Here is a 21618-nt window from a genome sequence, read left to right as displayed (position 1 = left end):
GAAGGTGAAGAGCCAGGATGTGGAATATAAAAGAAGAAGATTTAGATAAGTTTAGGATGACATGTAATGATCGTTTAAGTCCTGAGGGGGCTACAGGATTTATGTTTGGAGGAATACTTTATAGTTCAATAGCCGTTTTTTCTATTATTGTATCAGGTGGTTGGGAGTACTGTATGGTTCTCCTTAACATAGGGGTTGTTAAGCTAGAGGTGTTGGCATATGCTCTGCAAGTAATTTTTTTCATTTTATATTTATTTCCAAAAGCTCAATTTAAATTTCAAAAGCTACAAACACTTGTCGTATTATTATACGCACTTCAAATGGCTACTATATTACTTACAGTTTTAGTTGTTTCTGAAATAGCTAATAATTCAATGGATCGTATTACGTTGAATTATGTATGTTTGCTATATTTAGGAGCAGTAATTTTTCATATTGTAACAACAATAGATACATTTAAATTGGCAAGTGAAGGTGTGTTTAGTATGGATGAGAGGTCTGCTTCTTTTTTTAGTAAAACAAAAGGAAAGATGATGAAGTGGGCTACACTATACGCAGTAACTATTCTTATTTTGATATATTTTCATAACGATTATGGGTTTGATGATTTATTTATGTATGTAGTAGGGACCTTTTTAATGTATACGATAGCAATCGGAGCAGCTGAATTTCAGCTATTAGCATATTGCAGGTTTAAATTTCCGTCATTTAATAAAACGTGGGAGCAACATAAAAGAGAAACTCCAAGATATCAAAAGAAAAATAAAAAAGGTAAATTGAAACATAAGGCATAAAGAAAGGGTGTATTGTAAGTTTTGATGGTAAAAAAAGTAATGATTTAAAGAAGAATATTTGTATTGCTAAAAGAAATTTTAATTATGTAATGTGAATAAAAGAGTATCTAGTTGGAAATGTAGAGAGAGTAGTGTGATGATGAAATGAACAAAAAAAGGGTTTTTAAAATGATTAGTATCATAATAACAATCAGCCTACTACAAGCATGTAGTTTTTTTGAAGAAAAGATAGAGTATGAGCCATTTGTTAAGGCATTGGATGAAGGTGATATGAAGACGGTTATGTCTGCGAGTGATGATGGGTATGCTTTTGTGGAACAAAGAGGTATTTATAGTACGTTTGAGCAAAAAGAAGATGGAGAGCACAGTAAGACAATTCGTCAAACTACGGAAGGTGTATATAATACAAAAGATAAAAGTTTATATGGAGAGGCGATACAAACAGTTGCGACTGATATAGAAAAAGACAAGGGAAAAAGGACAAATGAGAATTATAAAAAAGAAACTATTTATAGTACTCATGTTAAGTATGAAAATGGACAGGTGAAAAGTTCGGATTCAAATCTAGATGTTTCATACGTAAACTTAATTGTAGATCGTTTAAAAGGGATAGGGAAACTAAAGATGAAGCCCGGGGATGATATAAAAAAGTTTGATCAGCCTAATTCAGTAGGATATCGACTAACTGAATCCGAATTCCAAAGTATTATTAATGATAAGTTAAAAATTAACTATGATGAATATGATGGATCAACAATTTCACTTAGTTTTGACTCTGCAAAAAATCCAAAACAGATATTACAATTAAGTATTGATATAGATTATAAGAAAAAGAATGGGGATGGAAAATTAGTAGAAAATATGTTCCAAATTATAACTTATTTTAATAGGAAACAGGATAATAACAAAGATGCGAAACAGGAATATATTGATTTTAAAGCACAGTATAATAAGACGCAGTAATATTTAGAAGGGCATTTGCACGTAAAGATAATAGCGACATAGGTGTGATAAATGTTTCATAAATATAGTGGAAAGAATTTGAGGGTAAACGCCCCAATTGCTGGAGTAGATGCAACAATTGGGGCGTTTATCTGTCTAAAATTAGCTTGAATACATGACATGTTTTAGTTAGGGGCATGGCTTTACAAGTAGTTTCTTCATAATAACGGTGTGGGTTTTTTGTGTAATCAGCTTTTATTGCTAAGTTACAACTATTTTCGTTTATAGAGTACCTTTTATTATCGATACATCGTCCACATCCCAATGTCTTTAAATCCTAGTCGTTTATAAATTCGTCCAGCAGCTGGATTGTTATAAAATAAACAAAGTGTTCGGCCTTCTTTCGTAAAGTCTTGGATCATTTTTTGTAATATGAGTGAAGCGTAGCCATTTCCGCGATAATTCGGGTGTGTACATACACCAACTACCATAGCGGATAATGAATTTTCAGCGGAAGTAGAGGCGGATGCGATGATCACGCCATCTTTTTCAATATAGTATGTGCGTCCTGTATTTGTTTCGATAGCCTGCCTTAATATTTTCTCTGATTCATTAGTAGTCGGAAATTCAGCGATGTCACTTCGTAATTTCATAATTCGTTCTATATCATCGAGTGAGGCAAGTTTAATTGTTTCATGAATTGGTGTGCTAGGTAAGTTGTTGTCATTTAGACATTCGCAAAAATACATTTCATTTTTAGTACCTAGTTGTATATTTGAAGCAGTTTCAAATTGTTCTACGATAGTTGACTTACCAGAGAGTTTAAGTGGCTTATATGCGGAAAGAAGTGCCTCATAATCAGTGGTAATAAATTCTTCTTTACTATAAGGTATAAATGAATCGTGGAATCGGAGTAAAATTGATTTTAATGTTCCATTCTCTTTAAATACTCCCCATAGTTCTTGAAAATCTGTGTCATAACCGAAAGCTTCAATATCTCCAATAATAAACAAGTTAAGGGCTGCTTCTTCTTTTAGGTAAGCGAATACTTGTTCATGATCTTTCTTTGTTAATTTTCGCATCATAATGAATCGACCTCTTTTTTATTTTTCTGAATATTACAACTTAAGTTTTTTGAAATCAATATAAAATTTTATGTTTAGTTCACAAACTTTCGGAAAAACTAGGAAAGATATGACAAAGGAGGTTATGAACGGTGGATCATCCAATTCAAGGGTTAATGAAAGCAGCAATGGAAAATTTAAAAGAAATGGTTGATGTAAATACGATTGTTGGAGAGCCTGTTCAAACGGCTGACGGTGGTGTGGTGTTAACGGTTTCTAAAGTAGCGTTCGGTTTTGGAGCAGGAGGTTCTGATTTCCAAACGAATGATGGACAAAGAGCGAACGGTAACGCTGCATTTGGTGGCGGTAGCGCGGGTGGTGTTTCTATTACACCAGTAGCATTTCTTGTGGTGAATAAAGATGGAGTAAATATTCTTCATCTACAAAATGCGACACATTTAGCAGAAAAAATGATTGAATTAGCTCCACAAACAATTGATAAAATTCAATCGATGTTCCAAAAAGAAGAAAAGAAAGAGGGAAATCATCATCCTCAAAACCCTGATGAAATCCTTTAAAAACGCCTGCTTATGAGCAGGCGTTTTTTCTTGTAATCACTATGTAATAAAACACATGAAATTGTAAATAGTTTTTGAAGTTTTTTCTATGTTTCTAAAATTTTTCATGTTAAAATATGCTATAGAATTGAAACATATAAAACGAAGGTGGCTAGGTGCTTTGTCTGGAGGATCTGACCAAGTAAAGAATATGATATATATTAATGGTAATCGTCGAGGTCATTGTTTTATTACATCAGGAATTACGTTTAAAGAGTTTGCGAGTAACATCCCTTCACCGCTTCATCAAGTGTTGCTTTTGAAGCACAACTTCGAATGGACGGATTTTCATTATCATACTTTATTTGAATATGTTGAGGAAGAAAATATACATAAGTTAATTCAAGCAGAGATTGATGAATTTGATGAATTTTGTTGGGTAGATTTTGATGATGCAAGCGATTTAGATGAATTAGAGCCGAAAGAAATTGCAGAATTATTATATTTGGCTCACAAAAAAGAACCACTTGCAAGAACATTCTTTCCGCTGTTGAAAAATAGATTTGTTTATTTTTCACATGATGACGGATGGTACAACAAAGTGTATTATCGTAGAATTGCTGATTTTGTAGGAATGTTAAGTAAAGTCATTCCGTATAAACTCGGTGCTTTCGGTAAGAAACGTTTTTCTTTCTTCCAAAAATCAAAAATTTTCCCAGCGATTTCAAAAGAATTGATTATGGGACTTATTCCACTAATGGAAGATGGTCTTTACATAGATCTAGCAGGGAAGATTGAGTCAAGAAGAGGTCTTGAAATTCCGGTATATGTAGTTGGTTCGTATGAAAGTACGGATGAGGTGTTAGATAATATCGATGAATTGAAAGAGGAAGCAACAGAAACAGGTTGGCTCATTTTTGATAAGAAAGAACAAGAGTGGCAATGGGTTGTTGACTAAGAAAACTTGGCGTATGAAGTCAAGTTTTCTTGTCATTTGAAAGGAGTACAAATGAAGAAATATTATACAATTGTGGGTATTATAAGTATTATTCTCGTGGCAATATTACTTATAACTTGTCCGAAAGAATCAGATTTTAAAGTGTATGTACAGGATAAGTATGCGTTGAATTGTAACGAGAGTAGTTTTGAATGCACGCAAAATGTAGATGGTAAAAAAGAAAAACTACAATTTGAAAGTACAGATGCACGAAATGGTGTATTCTTTATGACTGTAAAGCAAACATTTAAAACAGAAGCTGGTGTTTCAAAAGAATATAGCGGAGTAGGAATGTTTGGTACATTTCTTTTTGTTTCAGAGAAGACTTTCTAGTAATAGAAGGTCTTTTTTTTATGCTTATGTTCATATAGATGAAGTAAGACAAGCATAGGAGGGATAGCGATGAAGAATACATGTATCGTTTGCGGTGGTGAGGAGTTTTTTTCCTCAACGTTATATGCACGTACGAAACAAGATTGGGCATATGCGCCAAACATGTACCGTTTTGAAAAGGTTTTTATTGAGCATAGGGATGAAGAAAATTATCCAGTGTTTCAAGAAATTACAGCGAAACATTGCTGTGGATGCGGTTATATTATGTTGTATCACGAATGAACACACCAAGTATAACTTGGTGTGTTTTTTTAAAACGCTGACAAAGCAAGGGGATAAAGTAAAGTAAATAAAACAGAAAAACTACCAAAACCAATTGCTGTATATCCAAGTGTTCTTGCTCCGAAATTGACAGCTAATAGGCCAACTAAAATTGCTAGGGAGCCGAGCGTAACTGGATAAAAAGCAATGGAGAATAACGAAAGAAATAAAGCGACATAGCCTACCATTGCGCCGGTATTTGTACCTTCTATTTCATTTGCAATTTCTTTACGCTTATGTCTAATTGGAATGCCAGCTGGTGATATTTCAGCAGCATACTCTTCGTTTTTTTCACCACTTTTAAAATGATGATTTCTCTTTCTTCGCATGTACATCCCTCTCTTTCAATTGGGTGTATCTATAGTATCTTTCAAAATGAGAAGAGCATGAGTATGAGTTAAACCCAAGTAAAGCAAAAAATGGAGAATACGTATTCCATCGTTAACATATCCATCTCCTATTGAAGATAGAGTGTGGGATTTTTTTCACTAGGACTGATTATCAGCCAGCAACAATTGGATTTTTATTAGCAGTTCTCTCCCATTAACTGGTCCGCATCCATTGAATTTTGAGGTAGGTGTCTTACTACAAGCGGGATAAAACAGGGATTTTGGAAAATGATGTAGAATGAAATGAGTGATAAAGCGTGAAGGTAGGGGAATGTATGACGAAATTTAATTGGCATGAATCAGCAGAAAAGAAATGGGATAGTAGTGCAGAGTTTTGGAATCAAAATAGTCAAGAGATGTGGGACAGCGGGAGTAGGAGCACAATTATTCCGTTTTTTGAACAATACGTGAAGAAAGAAGCACTAGTGCTCGATGTTGGTTGTGGTGATGGGTACGGTACATATAAATTAAGTCGCGCAGGCTATAAAGCAGTGGGAGTAGATTTATCGGAAGTGATGATTCAAAAAGGTAAGGAGCGCGGGGAAGGACCAAATTTATCTTTTATAAAAGGAGATCTTTCTGCATTACCATTTGAAAATGAGCAATTTGAATCAATTATGGCAATTAATTCTTTAGAATGGACGGAAGAGCCATTACGAGCGTTAAATGAAATAAAGCGTGTGTTAAAGAAAGATGGATATGCATGTATTGCAATTTTAGGACCGACAGCAAAGCCACGAGAGAATAGTTATCCTCGCTTGTACGGAAAAGACGTTGTTTGTAATACAATGATGCCTTGGGAATTTGAACAGTTAGCGAAAGAACAAGGTTTTAAAGTTGTAGATGGCATCGGCGTATATAAGCGCGGAGTAAATGAGAAGATGTTAGGTCAACTACCTACAGAGTTGCAACAATCGTTAACATTCTTATGGGTATTTATGTTAAAAAACGTATAAAGAAATGAAAGAATTTTTAGGAGGTAAATAAGTGCAGAAAATACAAAAAACTGATACAATATCATCAGAACCAATTAAAGGGGGACTAGGGTATATGACAACTACTACAACAGTGAAATCCGATATTGAAATCGCACAAGAAGCGAGTATGAAGAAGATTCAAGAAATTGCAGCTGATTTAAATATTTTAGAAGATGAATTAGAGCCATACGGGCATTATAAAGGTAAGTTATCTCTTGATATTTTTAAGCGCTTACAAGATGAGAAAGACGGTAAAGTTGTTTTAGTAACAGCAATTAACCCAACTCCAGCTGGAGAAGGTAAATCAACAGTAACAGTTGGTTTAGGTCAAGCTTTTAACAAAATTGGTAAGAAAACAGTAATTGCACTTCGTGAACCATCTCTTGGACCGACGATGGGATTAAAAGGTGGAGCAGCAGGTGGCGGTTTTTCACAAGTCGTACCAATGGAAGACATTAACCTTCACTTTACTGGAGATATCCATGCGATCACAACTGCCAATAACGCATTAGCAGCGTTTATTGATAATCATATCCAACAAGGAAACCCACTTGGAATTGATACACGTAAAATTGTTTGGAAACGCTGTGTTGACTTAAATGATCGTGCCCTTCGTAACGTAGTAATTGGTCTTGGTGGACCTGTACAAGGTGTACCACGTGAAGACGGTTTTGACATTACAGTAGCATCTGAAATTATGGCCGTGTTCTGCCTTGCAACAGATATTCAAGACTTAAAAGCACGTCTATCTCGCATCGTAGTTGCTTATAACTTTGCAAATCAACCTGTAACGGTTAAAGATTTAGGTGTAGAAGGTGCGTTAACACTATTATTAAAAGACGCATTAAAGCCGAACTTAGTACAAACGTTAGAAAATACACCAGCTATCATTCATGGCGGACCATTTGCGAATATCGCTCACGGTTGTAACAGTGTTATCGCTACAACAATGGCAGCAAAATTAGGTGATTATGTTATTACAGAAGCTGGATTCGGTGCTGATTTAGGCGCTGAGAAGTTTTTAGATATTAAAGCTCGTGCAGCTGGCATTAAACCAGAAGCAGTTGTTATTGTTGCGACGATTCGTGCGCTTAAAATGCATGGTGGCGTTGCAAAAGATCAATTAAAAGAAGAAAATGTAGATGCATTAGCAAAAGGTATGGAAAACTTACAGAAGCATGTTGAAACAATTCAAAGCTTCGGTGTGCCTTTCGTAATTGCAATTAATAAATTCATTACAGATACAGATGCAGAAGTTACATACTTACAAGAGTGGTGTAATGAGCGTGGCTATGCAGTATCCTTAACAGAAGTTTGGGAGAAAGGTGGCCAAGGCGGAGTTGACCTTGCTGAAAAAGTACTAAAAGAAATCGAAAAAGGTGAAAACAACTACGCACCACTTTATGAATTAGAATTACCATTAGAAGAAAAAATTCGTACAATTGCTCAAAAGGTATATGGCGCAAAAGATATTGAATTTGCTCCGAAAGCACGTAAGCAATTAGCTCAATATGAAGGAGAAGGTTGGAGTAACCTACCAGTTTGTATGGCGAAAACACAATACTCTCTTTCTGACGATGCAACAAAATTAGGTCGTCCATCTGACTTTATCGTTACAATTCGTGAGTTAAAACCATCTATCGGTGCAGGCTTTATCGTTGCGTTAACAGGTACAATGTTAACAATGCCAGGTCTTCCAAAACAGCCAGCAGCACTTCAAATGGATGTAAATGAAGATGGAAAAGCAGTAGGTTTATTCTAAAAGGTTGTAATTCATCTCGTTTATCTGTAAACTATATATACATCAAGTGGCGCCTTTCCATCGAAAGGCGCCTGTTTTTTGGAGGAAATTATGTTTGATCCAACTGCTTTTGACAATTTAAAAGTAATCGTAGAAGGTGCTGTGTATGATTTTGATCTACATGGAGATATTCTTGTAACAGATCGAAAAGATATGATGGATCTTGCTTCATTAAGTCGTATATATCATATCTCATTTCAATTAACAGAACCGTTTGAACCATTAGTAGAAGCAACATTTTCATTATCTGTGGATGCAAAGAACTTGTCTGGTGAAATACTAGAAGTGCCTCAGTTTACACCAGGTTGTGAGATGAAGCTAGCATTTTCATTCCCGTTAGAACAACCAGAAGTAAAATGTGAAGAAATTGAAACATTAATGCGTTCTATATGGGGAAAAGAAAGAATGATTATGCAGAAAGTTTCATACGAATATAATAAGCAAGCGATTTCATATCATAATAAGGTAGAGGTTCTATTTCAAAAAGCGATTACAGAAGACCATGTTGATGATTTAATAGCTGTTATTTCACACATGATAGAAACGGTGCGAACAATACAGCATTTTCTTCAAAAATAGAGATAAAGGAGAAAAACAAATGATAAAAGATATGCAACCATTTTTACAACAAGCTTGGGAGAAGGCTGGTTTTAAAGAGTTAACTGAAATTCAAAAACAAGCGATTCCAACTATTTTAGAAGGACAAGACGTTATAGCTGAATCTCCAACTGGAACAGGAAAAACATTAGCGTACTTATTACCCCTTTTACATAAAATTAATCCTGAAGTAAAACAGCCACAAGTTGTTGTTTTAGCGCCAACACGTGAACTTGTAATGCAAATTCATGAAGAGGTTCAAAAGTTTACAGCAGGAACTGAAATTTCAGGTGCATCTTTAATTGGTGGTGCAGATATTAAGCGCCAAGTTGAAAAATTAAAGAAACACCCAAGAGTAATTGTCGGTTCACCAGGCCGTATTTTAGAATTAATTCGTATGAAAAAGCTAAAAATGCATGAAGTAAAAACAATTGTATTTGATGAGTTTGATCAAATTGTAAAGCAAAAAATGATGGGCGCAGTGCAAGATGTAATTAAATCAACGATGCGCGATCGTCAATTAGTATTCTTCTCGGCGACAATGACAAAAGCGGCAGAAGATGCGGCACGTGATTTAGCAGTGGAACCACAATTAGTACGTGTAACACGTGCAGAATCAAAAAGCTTAGTTGAGCATACGTATATCATTTGTGAGCGACGCGAAAAAAATGATTACGTAAGAAGAATTATGCATATGGGCGATGTAAAAGCAGTTGCGTTCTTAAACGACCCATTCCGTTTAGATGAAATTACTGAGAAATTGAAATTCCGTAAAATGAAAGCAGCAGCTCTTCATGCAGAAGCAAGTAAACAAGAGCGTGAAGCGACAATGCGTGCTTTCCGCGGAGGGAAAGTAGAAATTCTACTTGCTACTGATATTGCAGCACGTGGTATCGACATTGACGATTTAACACATGTAATTCACTTAGAATTACCAGACACAGTAGACCAATATATTCACCGCTCAGGACGTACTGGACGTATGGGTAAAGAAGGAACTGTCGTGTCTCTTGTAACACCACAAGAAGAGCGTAAATTACTGCAATTTGCGAAAAAACTAGGCATTGTATTTACGAAGCAAGAAATGTTCAAGGGATCATTCGTAGAAACGAAACCGAAAGCACCAAAGAAAAAGAAACCAGCATTTACTGGGAAGAAAAAGCCTAGATAAATGATGGAGAAGGCGTAACTATTTGTAGTTACGTCTTTTTTGTTTGTAAACAAGTGATAATGGGAATTGTATTAGTGTTTTTAATGTGCCTATCATATATATGCTTCTACTGGGAGTATCGAAAAAAGGGTAGTTTATTTATTTGGTTTATACGAGGAAATAATATAAAAAAGTCGAATATTAAAATGATGCGAAATAATAAAAAGAAGGTACATATATGGATAGGAAATTAGGAATGTTTTTGAATACGAAATATATTGAAGTAAACGAAGGAATACAAAAAGCAAGGGAATGGGATTTAGAATATATTCAATTATATGCTATGAATCCGACTTTCAACTTAGCTAACATCTCAAAGATACAATGGAATACATTAAAAGAAAACTTATCTTTTAATGAGATTCAAGTCCCGTCATTAGCAATTAGCTTCGGAGAAAATGGAATAATAGGAACTGAAGCTGAATGTGTAATAGAGAGTTTTAAATATATTACTGATAAAGGGTTAAGGTTAGGAGCTAACATAGTAACAGCCCATATTGGGAAAATCCCTGAGGATGAAAATAGTGAGTACTATGATAAAATGCTACGTGTTTGTAATGAAATAGGGGACTTAGCGTTCAGATTTGGAGGATTCTTCGCCATTGAGACGGGATCTGAAAAAGCAATAGTATTAAAACGATTTTTAGAAACTGCAAACTCGAAAGGACTAGCTGTTAACTTTGACCCAGCAAATTTAATAAGTGATGTAAATGAAAATCCGGGAGAAGGTTTATTACTATTAAAAGATTATATAGTACAAACTCATATTAAAGATTGTAAAGAAGTGAAAAGTGATCGTTCAACTAAGTATATAGAAGTCGCAGCAGGGAATGGTGAAGTAGATTTCGATATATTCTTCAAAGTATTAGATAAAATTGGATTCGACGGATATAACATGATTGAAAGAAATGATTATTTTGATGAACTGGATGGGATGAGTCAGTCGATAAATTTTGCAAAGAAGTACATACCAACTCAAAAGGAATAACGATAGTATTTGTAGAAAGCTACATAGAATATAAAAACCATTAGGGGGAAATGTAATGATCCATAAAGTAGGACAAATTATGTTATATGTAAATAATCAAGATGAGGCAGTAAATTTTTGGACGGAAAAGGTAGGGTTTCATGTAGTTGCAGAGGAAGATAATAAGCAAGGAATGAGATGGATTGAAATCGCTCCGACTAACGGTGCAGAAACGAGCATTATATTACATAATAAAGAAGTTATTTCTAAAATGAGCCCAGAATTGAATCTTGGTACACCGTCCCTAATGTTCTTCTCAGAAAATCTTGATCAATTATATACAGATTTAACAAATAAAAATGTTACTGTTGGAGAAATGGTAACTATGCCTTCTGGTAAAGTGTTTAACTTTGCTGATAGTGAAGGGAATTATTTTGCGGTTATGGAGAAGAACCAATAATAATATTGCTATGTGAAAATCCCCCTCAAATATATTTGAGGGGGATTAAATTTTTGAAGTGGATTTTTCATTAGAGAGTTGTTTAATAAAAAATACTCCTTTTTCAATAGCTGTCTCAATATAGCCAACGATTTGGTCAAACGTAAATACTTGTAAGTCTTCATGCAAATGTTGCTTTGGATATAACATATCTTCAAAAAGATACTTTCGAAATTCTAAAACGTTTTCTTTAGAAACCTCTTCAATATCCACAATGTGAGCCTCTTGATTGAGAAGAGAGAAAAGCTGTTGTTCTTGATCGTAATGATGAAGCAACTTTGCATTTAACAATTTAAAATCGTTATAGTACAGGGGTGCGATAGTTTCGTCATTCTCTATTCTATTTTTTAGCCAAGGTAGAAAAAATCCACTTAGCCAATTATCATCGGCAATGAGGTGGGTATAATAGCCTAAAATAAATGGGGAATCTATATGTGATTCATATTTATGAAAAAATGAGTCATAATCTATTCTTCTCGTATAGTTCTTCGTTGTACCGGCATAAAAATGTGAGGTTCCTTTTTCTTTTTTTGAATGAACAGCATCAGGAGCTACAGCTCCAAGTAAGAAAGAAGTCTTATCGTGAATTGATAGTTTCTCAGCAATACCACTAGCGATAATAACATGCATAATTCGTGATCCCATGAATGCCACCTCTGTTTCCAGTATTCATTTCAGGAAGAGGACTAAACAGTTAGTATTACTTTCCCTGTACTTTTTCTACTTTCGACCCATTCATGTGCTTTCCCTGCATTTTGAAGTGGAAAAGATTTCGTAGCCTTAATTTGTAAACGTCCGTCACGCAAATAACGGAAAACTTCATTTGCAGTTTCTTGGAGCAGTTCAGGACGCTTTTTTCGTGTGGTTCCAAAGCTAAAACCGAGTATAGAGCGGCAACTTGCATGTAAATCTTTCGTTTGAAAGTTACCAATTTCACCGCTAGCATTACCGAAATGAACGAGGCGACCGTAATAAGCAAGGCAGTTTAAACTTCTTTCAGAAACCGTTCCAGAAATAGAGTCTAAAATTACATCAACCCCTTCACCATTTGTCAGTTCATTGACTTTCTCTACAAAATCTTCAGCTTGATGACAAATAACATAATCAGCTCCAGCATCTAAAGCAATTTCTTTTTTTGCTTCACTTCCGACAATGCCTATAACTGTTCCAGCCTCTAATAGTTTAGCAAGTTGAATAGCAGTAGTGCCAATTCCGCCAGCAGCCGCATGAATGAGTACAGATTCACCTTGTTGAAGCCTTGCAACATTAGCGAGTAAATTATAGCTTGTAAAAGATACAATTGGACAAGCAGCTGCAGTTTGAAAATCGACTTCATGAGGTAAAGAAAAAGTAAGATTTTCGTTTGCGACAACGTATTCTGCGTAAGATCCATTTTGAGGAAAAGCGATGACTCGCTGTCCAGGATAAATATTTTTCACATGAGAACCGACTCGTTCTACAACACCAGCGACATCTATCCCTGGTATAAAAGGTAGTGCTTTATTTCCTTTTTTACCATAACGGGATTTAATATCGGCGAAATTTACACTAGTAGCAACAACGCGAATTAAAACTTGGTCTTCTGAAATAGTCGGCACATCCACATCTGTATATTTCATCACTTCAGGACCACCGAACGACGTTACAACGATAGCTTTCATCATATATCCTCCTAAATTTGACTATATAAATCATTTTAAATGTTCATTAGAAATTGGAAAATTATATAATAGTTATGTTTGATTATAAGTGAAGCTTATGAACTCAATGAATCATAATATTAACTTATATAAAAAAACTTTTAAAAAATCGAACGAAATATGAATTACCTGCCAATATATAGTGTAAGACAAAGGAGGGCTGGAATATGAAGGGTGAAATAGATTACGCACATTTAATTCAATTAACTTTATCAGGCAATAAAGAAGCGTATAGCGAATTGTATGATGTAACGATTCAAGAAGTATATAAAACAGCACATTTTTTAATTGAAGATAAAACGGATGTAGATGATGTCGTTCAAGAAGTATACATACAGCTATATGAATCGCTTCGTAAATATGATAGGGAGAAGCCATTTCGTCCTTGGCTAATTGGGCTTGCGATTAAACAAATTCATTCTTATAGAAGAAAGAGGTGGATGCGACTACGAATTATAAAAAAAGCAGAAGAGCAAAGAAAGCCAGTGCAAATTGATTTTTCTAACGATGTTGTAAGTAAAATATCAAACCAAAAACTAATCGAACTCATTCATAAATTACCGTATAAATTGAAACAAGTTATTATCTTAAGATACTTACATGATTATTCACAAGAAGAAGTAGCACAAATATTACATATTCCAATTGGTACAGTGAAATCTAGAATTCATGCGGCATTAAAGAAACTACGTCAAAAAGAGCAAGTAGAAGAAATTTTTTTAGGAGAGGTAGGGAATGTGAAATGAGTTTAGATTGTAGAGTTAGAGAATCTATACGAGAAGAAGCGAAGGGAATTGTTGCCCCGCCGGAGTTAAAAGAAAAAATAATTGTTCAAATCAAAATGAATCGCGGGGGAAGTAAGGTGAAGAGACGCCTAATCGCCGGAGTGCTTGCAGCAGCACTTTTAATCCCTACGACCGGTTTTGCATATCAATCTATTATGGCGGATGGTATATACGGTTCTTTTGAGAATTTAAAAAAACATGCTGGAGCGATGACATTAGAGGCGTACATGCGTTTTAGTGCAAAATTATTAGAAGCGAAAGATGAAATGGGTGCGAAGGAATATGAAGAGTTTACAAAAGAATTAAAAAAATTAACAGATGCAAAGCTTGCGTACGGAGATTCAAACGGTAATATTGATTACGATCAATTATCATCAGCTAAAAAAGAAGAAATGAAAAGAATAGAGATGGAGCTTCAGCCGTATTTTGATAAATTAAATGGCCATAAATCTAGTAAAGAAGTATTAACTCCTGAAGAGTATGAACAATATATGGAAGCATTAATGTCATATCAAACCGTATTAGTAAAAACGAAATCGAGTGGGGGGATAACAGTAGAAGAAGTACCTGAAGCGTACAAAGAAAGGTTTATTAAAGCGGAGCAGTTTATGGAGTATGTAAATGAAAAGGTGAGATAAGTAAAAAAGCTCAAAGCTTTAGCTTCGAGCTTTTTTTATTGAAAGAAAATAAAGCATTCAATTATATTTTTTCATCGCTGCATGATCCTTTTGTATAAAACAATCTAAAAGGGAATAACCAGCTATTAAACTAATAATCGTAACAAAAGTTGTATTTATTAGAATAATATTAACTAAATAAGGTAGGTATTCTGCAAGTGGTGAAAAGAGTAGTGCTGGGGAAAAGGAAATGAATAGTATAGGCACTGTAATAGCAATAAATTTATCCGGTTGAAAGCTCCAGTTTTGTTTACTCGTTTCGCGATTAATAGATTGAAGGAATCGTAATAAAATGCCAACTATAAGAGGGAAGAGTGTAAAGTAGAATAATCTTGGATAAACGTTAAAGTTCACTTGCGTGTCTGTATCTAAATAAAATTGAATTTTTACTCCTACAAATAATAATAAGACGATAAATAATGTGAAGCAGAGGTATAGCATTACTTTTTGCATTATATTCCACCATCCTTTACTCAAAATATATTCAAAAAAAGAAGAGATATACAATAACTACTGTTGTATATCTCTTCTTTTACTGTTAGTTAATAGTGGAGTTTGCTTTTTCTTGCTTCGTGAAATAATCAATAATGCCCATTGCGCTAATTTCTATATCTAAATGTAAAATATTATAAACGGAATGATCAGCTGGAACGTTTAACGTTGTAAGATGAGAAGAGATTTTATCCATTAACACAGTTTGTAAAGCTTTAGTTGCTTCATCGAAATCATTATACTGTTCAAAGACTTCCTTACCAGTCTGAATGAAAATAGGTAACCAATGTTCCAATTGATTGTATACTTCTGTAACATGAGAGGATGCGCCGTAATGACCGAAATAAATAGTATCTACATTCATGCTTTGAATGTGATTTTTAGAAGCAATCATCGCATCTGGTTGGAATTGTGAAGGGGACGTTGATGGTAGATATAACTCTACATCAACGTCTGCGAGTTCTCTATAATAAATTCCAATTGTATCGCCAGTAAAAATCCCGTTTGTTAATGAATCGTGAATGCTAATATGGTGCTTCGCATGTCCTGGTGTATCGTAAAATGTAAGGGTGCGGTCTTTTGCAATTTTTAACGTATCACCATGTTGTACAATATGAACACGTTCTTCTCCAATTGGAAGAATTGGATCAAAGAGTTTATCGAAATCTTCTTTGTAAACAGCTTTTGCACCTAAAATAAGTTTTGTTGGATCAATCATATGACGAGCACCACGAGAATGCACATATAACGTAGCATTTGGGCATTTTTCCATCATTAAACCAGCTGCGCCAGCGTGATCTAAATGCACATGTGTAACGATAATGTTTTTAACATCGTTTAAATCAATATGTAATTGTTGTAAGCCGTCTAAAATATACGGAAGAGAAGGGGCTGCACAAGTTTCAATTAAAGTAATATCGTCACCTAATAAAACGTACGTACCTGTTCGTTCATTATGCTGTAAATCGAAATCATCAATAAGATATAGGTGAGAAGATAATTGCTCTACTTTTTTCATATTTACCACTCCTTATATACTGCATGTTTCTATTATACGCTAAAATAGAAAAAAGGCAGAAAACGAAAGCTCGTCTTCTGCCTTTTTGTAATATTATTATTTCGTTTGTTGTTTATTAATAGACATAATGAACAGTCCAACAATCCCGCCTACTAATGGAAGCATAATCTCTCCTGCTAAATTAAAGTAGGAGCTTAAGAATAAACCATTTACATCGATTACCCAGCCAGTAACATACAATAACATCATATATAGTACGAAATAAAACTCGCGATTTGAAATCGTTTCATGTTGTGCAGTTTTCATAATGGACACCATCCTTTTCTTTTATAATGGAATATAAACTGTCACATTTTGTTCACATTTCAATTGTAAAACTTTCCAAAATAAAAGTCTAGTATTTTTTGTCGAATTTTCGAACAAAAATAAAGCGCTATCATTTCAGCGTGTAAGTACGTAATAAGAGCTGTATATTCACGAATGTAGTATAGTATAAACATAGAATGATAGTGAAGAGAGGGGCAAAGACAATGACAGTTTATGATTTTTCAGCTAAAACAATTACAGGTGAAGAAAAGTCGTTAAGAGATTATGAAGGAAAAGCACTTCTTATTGTAAATGTAGCTAGTAAATGTGGTTTCACACCTCAATATAAAGGATTACAAGAGGTGTATGATAAATATAAGGACCAAGGACTAGAAATACTCGGTTTCCCTTGTAACCAATTTGGAGGACAAGAGCCAGGTACAGAAGCAGATATTACTAGTTTTTGTGAGTTAAACTACGGTGTAAACTTCCCGATGTTTGCAAAGGTTGATGTGAAAGGTGATAAGGCTCATCCTTTATATACCTACATGACAGAACAAGCACCAGGTTTACTCGGTATGAAAGCAGTGAAATGGAATTTTACGAAGTTTCTAATTGGAAAAGACGGGAAAGTAGTAGGGCGTTTTGCGCCGCAGACGAAGCCGGTAGATTTAGAGGTTGAGATTGAGAAGGTACTTGGAGAATAATTAGGAGTTTCACTTTATTAAAAAACGTCTCAAAGAACAATGTAGTTCTTTGAGACGTTTTCTTTAAACTCACATTTTCAAGATTAAATAACTGTATCAAAGTCATCTGATTTAGGTAGAGAAGCTGCTTTTTTCATAAGCACTTCCCATAAGTGTACAGATTTCTTCCATTCTTCTGCAGTCTGCCTCTGTTTATACATAGCGTTCTCATAACTGGCAGTAAGTTGTTGCATATCGGCCGAGTTGTAAAGTGTATCGATATGGAGAGCGTATTCTCGGAATGTTTGACTTTCACTCCGTGGTATGCCAATTCTCGCAAATTGTTTTAAAAGTGCACCGTAAGCTTTTTGATAAACAGCATCATTTTTTCGGTATTTATAGAAATGAATAATAAGAAATGTCCTCCATATCATTCTAGTGGTGAAGAGAATGTATCCCATAATACTAATTAGTATCGTAGAGAGGAATACGTACCACCAAGAAAAACTAGTTTGAGAATTTGTAACCTTTTTAGTAGAAGCTTCTTCTGTATTTTCTATTAAACTTTTAAGTTTTGCTTCATTATTTCGTTGTTGTATTTGCGTGTTATTAGAATTATTTGCTTCGCTATTTTGTGAAATAGGAGCAGGCGTATTATTTATAAAATTATAGGGATTAGTAAATCCTTTTGTTGGTTCGAATGGAATCCATCCGTATCCTGGGAAATATACTTCGACCCAAGAGTGTGCGTTATCGTTCGTGATTGTATAAACATCCTCACCTTCTGCAGAGGCAAGTGTATTGTTAAGAGTTCCTTCTGTATAGCCTTTTACCCAGCGAGCAGGAATCCCGGCAGAACGAAGTAGTACAATCATAGACGTCGAAAAATTATTACAGTAGCCGCTTTTTGTATCGAAAAGGAATTGATCTACATAATCTTGGCTTTTGGCAGGGAATAAGACATTTGTTGATTCGTATGTAAAAGAGTTGTCTGTAAAGTAATTTTCAATAGCTAATACTTTATCATATCGGTTGTCTTTATCATTTGTAAGATTGACAGCCAAGTCTTTTACGCGCTGTGGTAATGACTTGGGAAGTTGTGTGTACTTTGTCATAAAATAAGGATTTGTTTCTTGACCTTCATTTGTTTTTACAGCTTTCAAGTTTTCTATGGAAAACTCAGGGATCTCATATGTTACTTTATATGAATGTAAAGTAGTAGAAGAGTCTCCATTCATTGTATAAATTTTTTCTGAAAACGGGTCAACACTGTATGATACATCAGAAGCAGCCTCAACTGATACTAATCCTGCTGGATAGGTAAGGTGAGGGTAACTTTTTTGCATGGTAATTGTTGCCTCAGTCGTTTTCGTTTTTGTATTTTGTTCGTACCAGCTTACGACGTCGTTTTTATTTTTAAAAGAAATCTTTTTCGGATTTTCAGAAATTTCCCAGCCTTTTCCTGTATAAAAATCTTTTGTTTCTACTCTCCAATATTGTTTGTTTTGCGTTCGTGCTGTGAAAACAATTGTAGGATCCGCCTTAAAAGGACCGCCTAATCGCGAGTCATCTAAACCATACCCAATTGTAGAAACTTTTTGTTCTTTACTTGCTTCAGATGTGTTGAATTTTAAAAAATCCATTGTGTTTGGCCATTGAGGGCCAAATTTTGGAGCAAAGTATGCAATGGTTGCTAATAATACGATAAATATTGTAAGTGGTCTAAGTAATTTTGAGATTTCTCTAGCATAATTTTGTAAGTGTTCACGTTCTTTTATTCGTTCTACTTGAAGAAGACTAAGCATAAAAAAGCCGATGACAACAGTACGAATAATAGCGTAGTTTGCATTGTATAAATGTAAGTTATGAAAAGTTGCGATATAAATAATAGTCAATACAAGGAATAGAAACCCACGTTTTTTATGAATAATCCAAAATGAAGTGAAAGAACTCAAAAACCAAAATGAGAGAAAAAATAAAACCGTCGGAAAAACTGGAGAAATATCTAGTAAATTCCCTTGGAAAAACAGGGAGGAATTTCGAAACATATCAGAAAAGAATGTTGTTAGCCAAGATGGATTTATAAAAGCATTTTTATAATATAGGGAATGAATGATAAATAAGACTGTGACAATTTTTATAGGAATCTGCCACCTCGTTTGAAAAAAAGAGAGAGCGAAGCAAATTCCTATAAATGTTACGAAAATATCTAATCTACCTACATTTGTAATACCTATAAGAGGTCTTAGCCATTCTAGTAAAAGAAGAAATACACATGCATGCATGAAGAATCTGTTCGTATCCCACTTGTATTTTGCTTGTAATATCATCATTTGCTCACCTCAAAAAACACGTTTGTATACCGGTTTTCATAAACCGTGTTTACAAATATTTGTCGTTTTTTTAGAGTTTCTAGTATACTGAGTTCTCGGTGTGAAAGTTGATTCGCTTTTTCTTTCACGACAAAAACCATACATTTTCTATTTCTTATAGCAGCACAATCAGCCGCCTTTTGAATATCGGGAGAAAGATTACTGGTCACGAGTATAACCGTGACGGGTTCATAAATTTTTCTTAGTTCCATGTCTACACTCTGGGAGAGCGGAAATACACTGTCTGCTTGTACTTTTGCTAAATGACAAAGGATTTGTTGTAACTGCGTATCTCCATTGTCTAAAGGGAAAATGGTTTGTTCTTTTCCGATAGACACGAATGATGCTGGTGAATTTTGTTTCAAGACAGCCCTTACGATAGAGGCAGTAAATGTGACGACTGATTCGAATAGAGGAGACTCGGTTCTGTCTATGAATATCATAATATTATGGCTGCGCTGTTGTTCAAACTCTTTTGTCATAATATTGTTTGTTCGTGCAGTTGCTTTCCAATCGATCCATGAAAAGCGATCGCCAGGTTTATAGTCTCTGACACCGACCGAGATTGTAGAGTCTTTTGCTGAATTTATATTTGCTGAAAGCGCTCCTTGTTCGAAATGATTTTCCAATTGTCGATACGCTATATCTACATACTGGGGATAGACTAAAAATGTATCTGGAACTAAAAAAGTTACTTCTTTCTCCATCATGCCGAATAAATCGCCAGTTTTGACACGAACGCTTGAAAAAGTGTGCTCGCCTCTAGGGATTGTGTCAATAACATATTGAAACGAAATATTTCGTTTCAATCCTGGGAAGAGTACTACCTTATTCATCTTTATTTGTTTACAACTTATAAATTGTGGTGGCAGTGCATCTTCTATAACTAAATAAAGTAAGGGAAAAGGAAATTTTCTTTTTATTGTAATCGTGCTTACAAATTGTTCTCCTACTACATATCCATTTTGGTTTGTTATTCGCTTTACTTCAGCGTCCCGTAAAGCGTAGAAGGGGAGTAGTAGCGAATAAAGAGCAATGGGAATTATGCTGTAAAATAAAAACCAACTTACAAACCCTCCTTGAAACATAGCGTACACAAATGTTAAGACTAGGCATAAAGGGAGTAGCAATAACTTCATAACGTGATATAGCGCTCGCAGCATTCGTTTCATCAAGGGTTCATCGTCCTTTGAGTAGGCACGGTAGTTCGTGCAACGATTTTTGCGATAACTTGTTTGCCAGTTATTCCTTCAAATTTTGCTTCCATTTTTAGAATGAGTCTATGTGCTAAAACGTAAGGGGCTAAAAGTTTAACATCGTCTGAAATAACATAATTCCTGCCATGGATAAATGCATAAGCTTGTGAAGCTTTCATTAAAGCAATCGAACCACGTGGACTTGCACCTAACTGTATAGAACTGTACGTACGAGTCTGATTAACAAGCTTTACAATGTAATGCTTAATTGCTTTGTCCATACTTACTACCCGTACGCTTTGTTGTAAATAAAGTAATTCTTGTATTGTAGTAATGGTCTGTAATTGAGAGAGTGGATTTGTTTTTTCCATCCGGTTTAAAATTTCAAATTCTTCCTCTGGTGTAGGATATCCCATTTTTAGTTTCAATAAGAAACGATCGAGCTGAGCTTCTGGTAGAGAATATGTTCCTTCATATTCGACCGGATTTTGTGTAGCCATGACAAAGAACGGCTTTGGTAAAGGTCTTGTAATACCATCTATTGTAATATTGCCTTCTTCCATACATTCAAGTAAAGCAGATTGTGTCTTTGGAGATGTACGATTAATTTCATCAGCAAGTACAAAATTCCCCATAATTGGTCCAGGCTTGAACTCAAATTGGAGCTCTTTCGGATTATAAATAGAAACTCCTGTTACATCTGACGGCAGTAAATCAGGTGTAAATTGAATTCGCTTATAATCAGCATCAATGGATTTAGAAAGAGCACGTACTAGCATTGTTTTACCGACACCAGGAACATCTTCTAATAGCACATGACCTTCAGCTAAGAGAGCTGTCAAAGCTAAGATTGTTTCTTTTCGTTTTCCGACCATTATTTTTTCAATATTATTGATTATTTTTTCTACAGTGGGATGTAATGAATCAAGCTGGGGCAT

The 21618-nt window shown here is 34.8% G+C and carries 25 protein-coding genes; 15 read left to right on the top strand and 10 right to left on the bottom strand.

Annotated features, from left to right (window positions below; translation table 11 throughout):
* Positions 1–17 precede the first annotated feature (17 nt).
* Entirely contained in the window at positions 18–794 is a 777-nt protein-coding gene (locus tag MR143_RS25055) for a hypothetical protein (protein WP_000267131.1), read from the top strand.
* A 168-nt stretch (positions 795–962) separates the two neighbouring features.
* Positions 963–1757: a DUF3952 domain-containing protein gene (locus tag MR143_RS25050; RefSeq protein ID WP_000623464.1), complete on the top strand. Its 795-nt coding sequence runs from the start codon at positions 963–965 to the stop codon at positions 1755–1757.
* Positions 1758–2035: 278 nt separating this feature from the next.
* Here the strand turns inward: MR143_RS25050 and MR143_RS25045 are convergent, their stop codons facing one another.
* Complete coding sequence (locus tag MR143_RS25045; protein ID WP_060852180.1) at positions 2036–2821, bottom strand: GNAT family N-acetyltransferase; 786 nt, start codon at positions 2819–2821, stop codon at positions 2036–2038.
* Positions 2822–2952: 131 nt separating this feature from the next.
* On the opposite strand from MR143_RS25045, the gene ytfJ reads away from it, so the two are divergent.
* From ytfJ to MR143_RS25025, 4 genes are all read left to right on the top strand, one after another.
* Positions 2953–3378 carry a GerW family sporulation protein gene (ytfJ, locus tag MR143_RS25040; RefSeq protein WP_000349986.1) on the top strand — a complete coding sequence of 142 codons (426 nt, stop codon included), beginning with the start codon at positions 2953–2955 and terminating at the stop codon, positions 3376–3378.
* Positions 3379–3538: 160 nt separating this feature from the next.
* Complete coding sequence (locus MR143_RS25035; RefSeq protein ID WP_000014087.1) at positions 3539–4315, top strand: oxalate:formate antiporter; 777 nt, start codon at positions 3539–3541, stop codon at positions 4313–4315.
* A gap of 51 nt (positions 4316–4366) precedes the next feature.
* Positions 4367–4687, top strand: a complete 321-nt coding sequence (locus MR143_RS25030) for a hypothetical protein (protein ID WP_000761174.1) — start codon at positions 4367–4369, stop codon at positions 4685–4687.
* Positions 4688–4756: 69 nt separating this feature from the next.
* A complete protein-coding gene (locus MR143_RS25025) occupies positions 4757–4969 on the top strand; it encodes a hypothetical protein (protein WP_242281065.1) in 213 nt (70 codons plus the stop codon).
* 29 nt (positions 4970–4998) lie between these two features.
* Here MR143_RS25025 and MR143_RS25020 read toward each other — a convergent pair whose 3' ends face one another.
* Positions 4999–5337, bottom strand: coding sequence for a hypothetical protein (locus tag MR143_RS25020; RefSeq protein ID WP_001253201.1), 339 nt, complete (start codon positions 5335–5337; stop codon positions 4999–5001).
* A 335-nt stretch (positions 5338–5672) separates the two neighbouring features.
* On the opposite strand from MR143_RS25020, the gene MR143_RS25015 reads away from it, so the two are divergent.
* The 6 genes from MR143_RS25015 (at position 5673) to MR143_RS24990 (ending at position 11409) form a co-directional block, all read left to right on the top strand.
* On the top strand, positions 5673–6353 hold the full coding sequence (locus tag MR143_RS25015; protein ID WP_000160041.1) for a class I SAM-dependent methyltransferase: 681 nt from the start codon (positions 5673–5675) through the stop codon (positions 6351–6353).
* Between the two features lie 94 nt (positions 6354–6447).
* Positions 6448–8136: a formate--tetrahydrofolate ligase gene (locus MR143_RS25010; RefSeq protein ID WP_033672993.1), complete on the top strand. Its 1689-nt coding sequence runs from the start codon at positions 6448–6450 to the stop codon at positions 8134–8136.
* Positions 8137–8226: 90 nt separating this feature from the next.
* The gene (locus tag MR143_RS25005; protein ID WP_000460219.1) at positions 8227–8754 is read left to right on the top strand and encodes a hypothetical protein; all 528 of its coding nucleotides are present in this window, start codon (positions 8227–8229) and stop codon (positions 8752–8754) included.
* 19 nt (positions 8755–8773) lie between these two features.
* Entirely contained in the window at positions 8774–9943 is a 1170-nt protein-coding gene (locus MR143_RS25000; protein ID WP_000588614.1) for a DEAD/DEAH box helicase, read from the top strand.
* A gap of 217 nt (positions 9944–10160) precedes the next feature.
* Positions 10161–10970 (top strand): sugar phosphate isomerase/epimerase family protein, encoded by an 810-nt coding sequence (locus MR143_RS24995; RefSeq protein ID WP_000375222.1) that lies wholly within the window; start codon positions 10161–10163, stop codon positions 10968–10970.
* A 55-nt stretch (positions 10971–11025) separates the two neighbouring features.
* Positions 11026–11409, top strand: coding sequence for a VOC family protein (locus tag MR143_RS24990; protein WP_000581478.1), 384 nt, complete (start codon positions 11026–11028; stop codon positions 11407–11409).
* Between the two features lie 45 nt (positions 11410–11454).
* Here MR143_RS24990 and MR143_RS24985 read toward each other — a convergent pair whose 3' ends face one another.
* Both MR143_RS24985 and MR143_RS24980 read right to left on the bottom strand, forming a co-directional pair.
* Positions 11455–12093 carry a zinc dependent phospholipase C family protein gene (locus MR143_RS24985; protein WP_000535631.1) on the bottom strand — a complete coding sequence of 213 codons (639 nt, stop codon included), beginning with the start codon at positions 12091–12093 and terminating at the stop codon, positions 11455–11457.
* A gap of 41 nt (positions 12094–12134) precedes the next feature.
* Positions 12135–13109 (bottom strand): quinone oxidoreductase family protein, encoded by a 975-nt coding sequence (locus MR143_RS24980; protein WP_199717894.1) that lies wholly within the window; start codon positions 13107–13109, stop codon positions 12135–12137.
* Positions 13110–13315: 206 nt separating this feature from the next.
* Between MR143_RS24980 and MR143_RS24975 the strand changes: the two genes are divergently transcribed.
* Both MR143_RS24975 and MR143_RS24970 read left to right on the top strand, forming a co-directional pair.
* Positions 13316–13894 carry a sigma-70 family RNA polymerase sigma factor gene (locus tag MR143_RS24975; RefSeq protein WP_000675553.1) on the top strand — a complete coding sequence of 193 codons (579 nt, stop codon included), beginning with the start codon at positions 13316–13318 and terminating at the stop codon, positions 13892–13894.
* Positions 13891–14571: a DUF3600 domain-containing protein gene (locus MR143_RS24970; protein WP_000050698.1), complete on the top strand. Its 681-nt coding sequence runs from the start codon at positions 13891–13893 to the stop codon at positions 14569–14571. Before MR143_RS24975 ends, MR143_RS24970 begins: the two co-directional genes overlap by 4 nt.
* A 57-nt stretch (positions 14572–14628) precedes the next feature.
* Here the strand turns inward: MR143_RS24970 and MR143_RS24965 are convergent, their stop codons facing one another.
* The 3 genes from MR143_RS24965 to MR143_RS24955 form a co-directional block, all read right to left on the bottom strand.
* On the bottom strand, positions 14629–15063 hold the full coding sequence (locus MR143_RS24965) for a hypothetical protein (RefSeq protein ID WP_001174541.1): 435 nt from the start codon (positions 15061–15063) through the stop codon (positions 14629–14631).
* An 85-nt stretch (positions 15064–15148) separates the two neighbouring features.
* A complete protein-coding gene (locus MR143_RS24960; protein WP_000754972.1) occupies positions 15149–16120 on the bottom strand; it encodes an MBL fold metallo-hydrolase in 972 nt (323 codons plus the stop codon).
* A 96-nt stretch (positions 16121–16216) separates the two neighbouring features.
* Entirely contained in the window at positions 16217–16426 is a 210-nt protein-coding gene (locus MR143_RS24955) for a DUF3925 domain-containing protein (RefSeq protein WP_000844984.1), read from the bottom strand.
* A 224-nt stretch (positions 16427–16650) separates the two neighbouring features.
* Between MR143_RS24955 and bsaA the strand changes: the two genes are divergently transcribed.
* Positions 16651–17133: a glutathione peroxidase gene (gene bsaA / locus MR143_RS24950; protein WP_000219442.1), complete on the top strand. Its 483-nt coding sequence runs from the start codon at positions 16651–16653 to the stop codon at positions 17131–17133.
* An 83-nt stretch (positions 17134–17216) separates the two neighbouring features.
* Here the strand turns inward: bsaA and MR143_RS24945 are convergent, their stop codons facing one another.
* From MR143_RS24945 to MR143_RS24935, 3 genes are read right to left on the bottom strand one after another with little or no spacing between them, the layout of a single operon-like run.
* The gene (locus MR143_RS24945) at positions 17217–19445 is read right to left on the bottom strand and encodes a transglutaminase TgpA family protein (protein ID WP_002163970.1); all 2229 of its coding nucleotides are present in this window, start codon (positions 19443–19445) and stop codon (positions 17217–17219) included.
* Positions 19442–20656, bottom strand: a complete 1215-nt coding sequence (locus MR143_RS24940; protein ID WP_000827539.1) for a DUF58 domain-containing protein — start codon at positions 20654–20656, stop codon at positions 19442–19444. Before MR143_RS24940 ends, MR143_RS24945 begins: the two co-directional genes overlap by 4 nt.
* Complete coding sequence (locus MR143_RS24935; RefSeq protein WP_001135813.1) at positions 20656–21618, bottom strand: AAA family ATPase; 963 nt, start codon at positions 21616–21618, stop codon at positions 20656–20658. Before MR143_RS24935 ends, MR143_RS24940 begins: the two co-directional genes overlap by 1 nt.

The sequence above is a fragment of the Bacillus cereus group sp. BfR-BA-01347 genome (assembly GCF_022663835.1).
Classification (GTDB): domain Bacteria; phylum Bacillota; class Bacilli; order Bacillales; family Bacillaceae_G; genus Bacillus_A; species Bacillus_A thuringiensis_K.
This window is presented reverse-complemented; position numbering and strand designations above follow the sequence as displayed.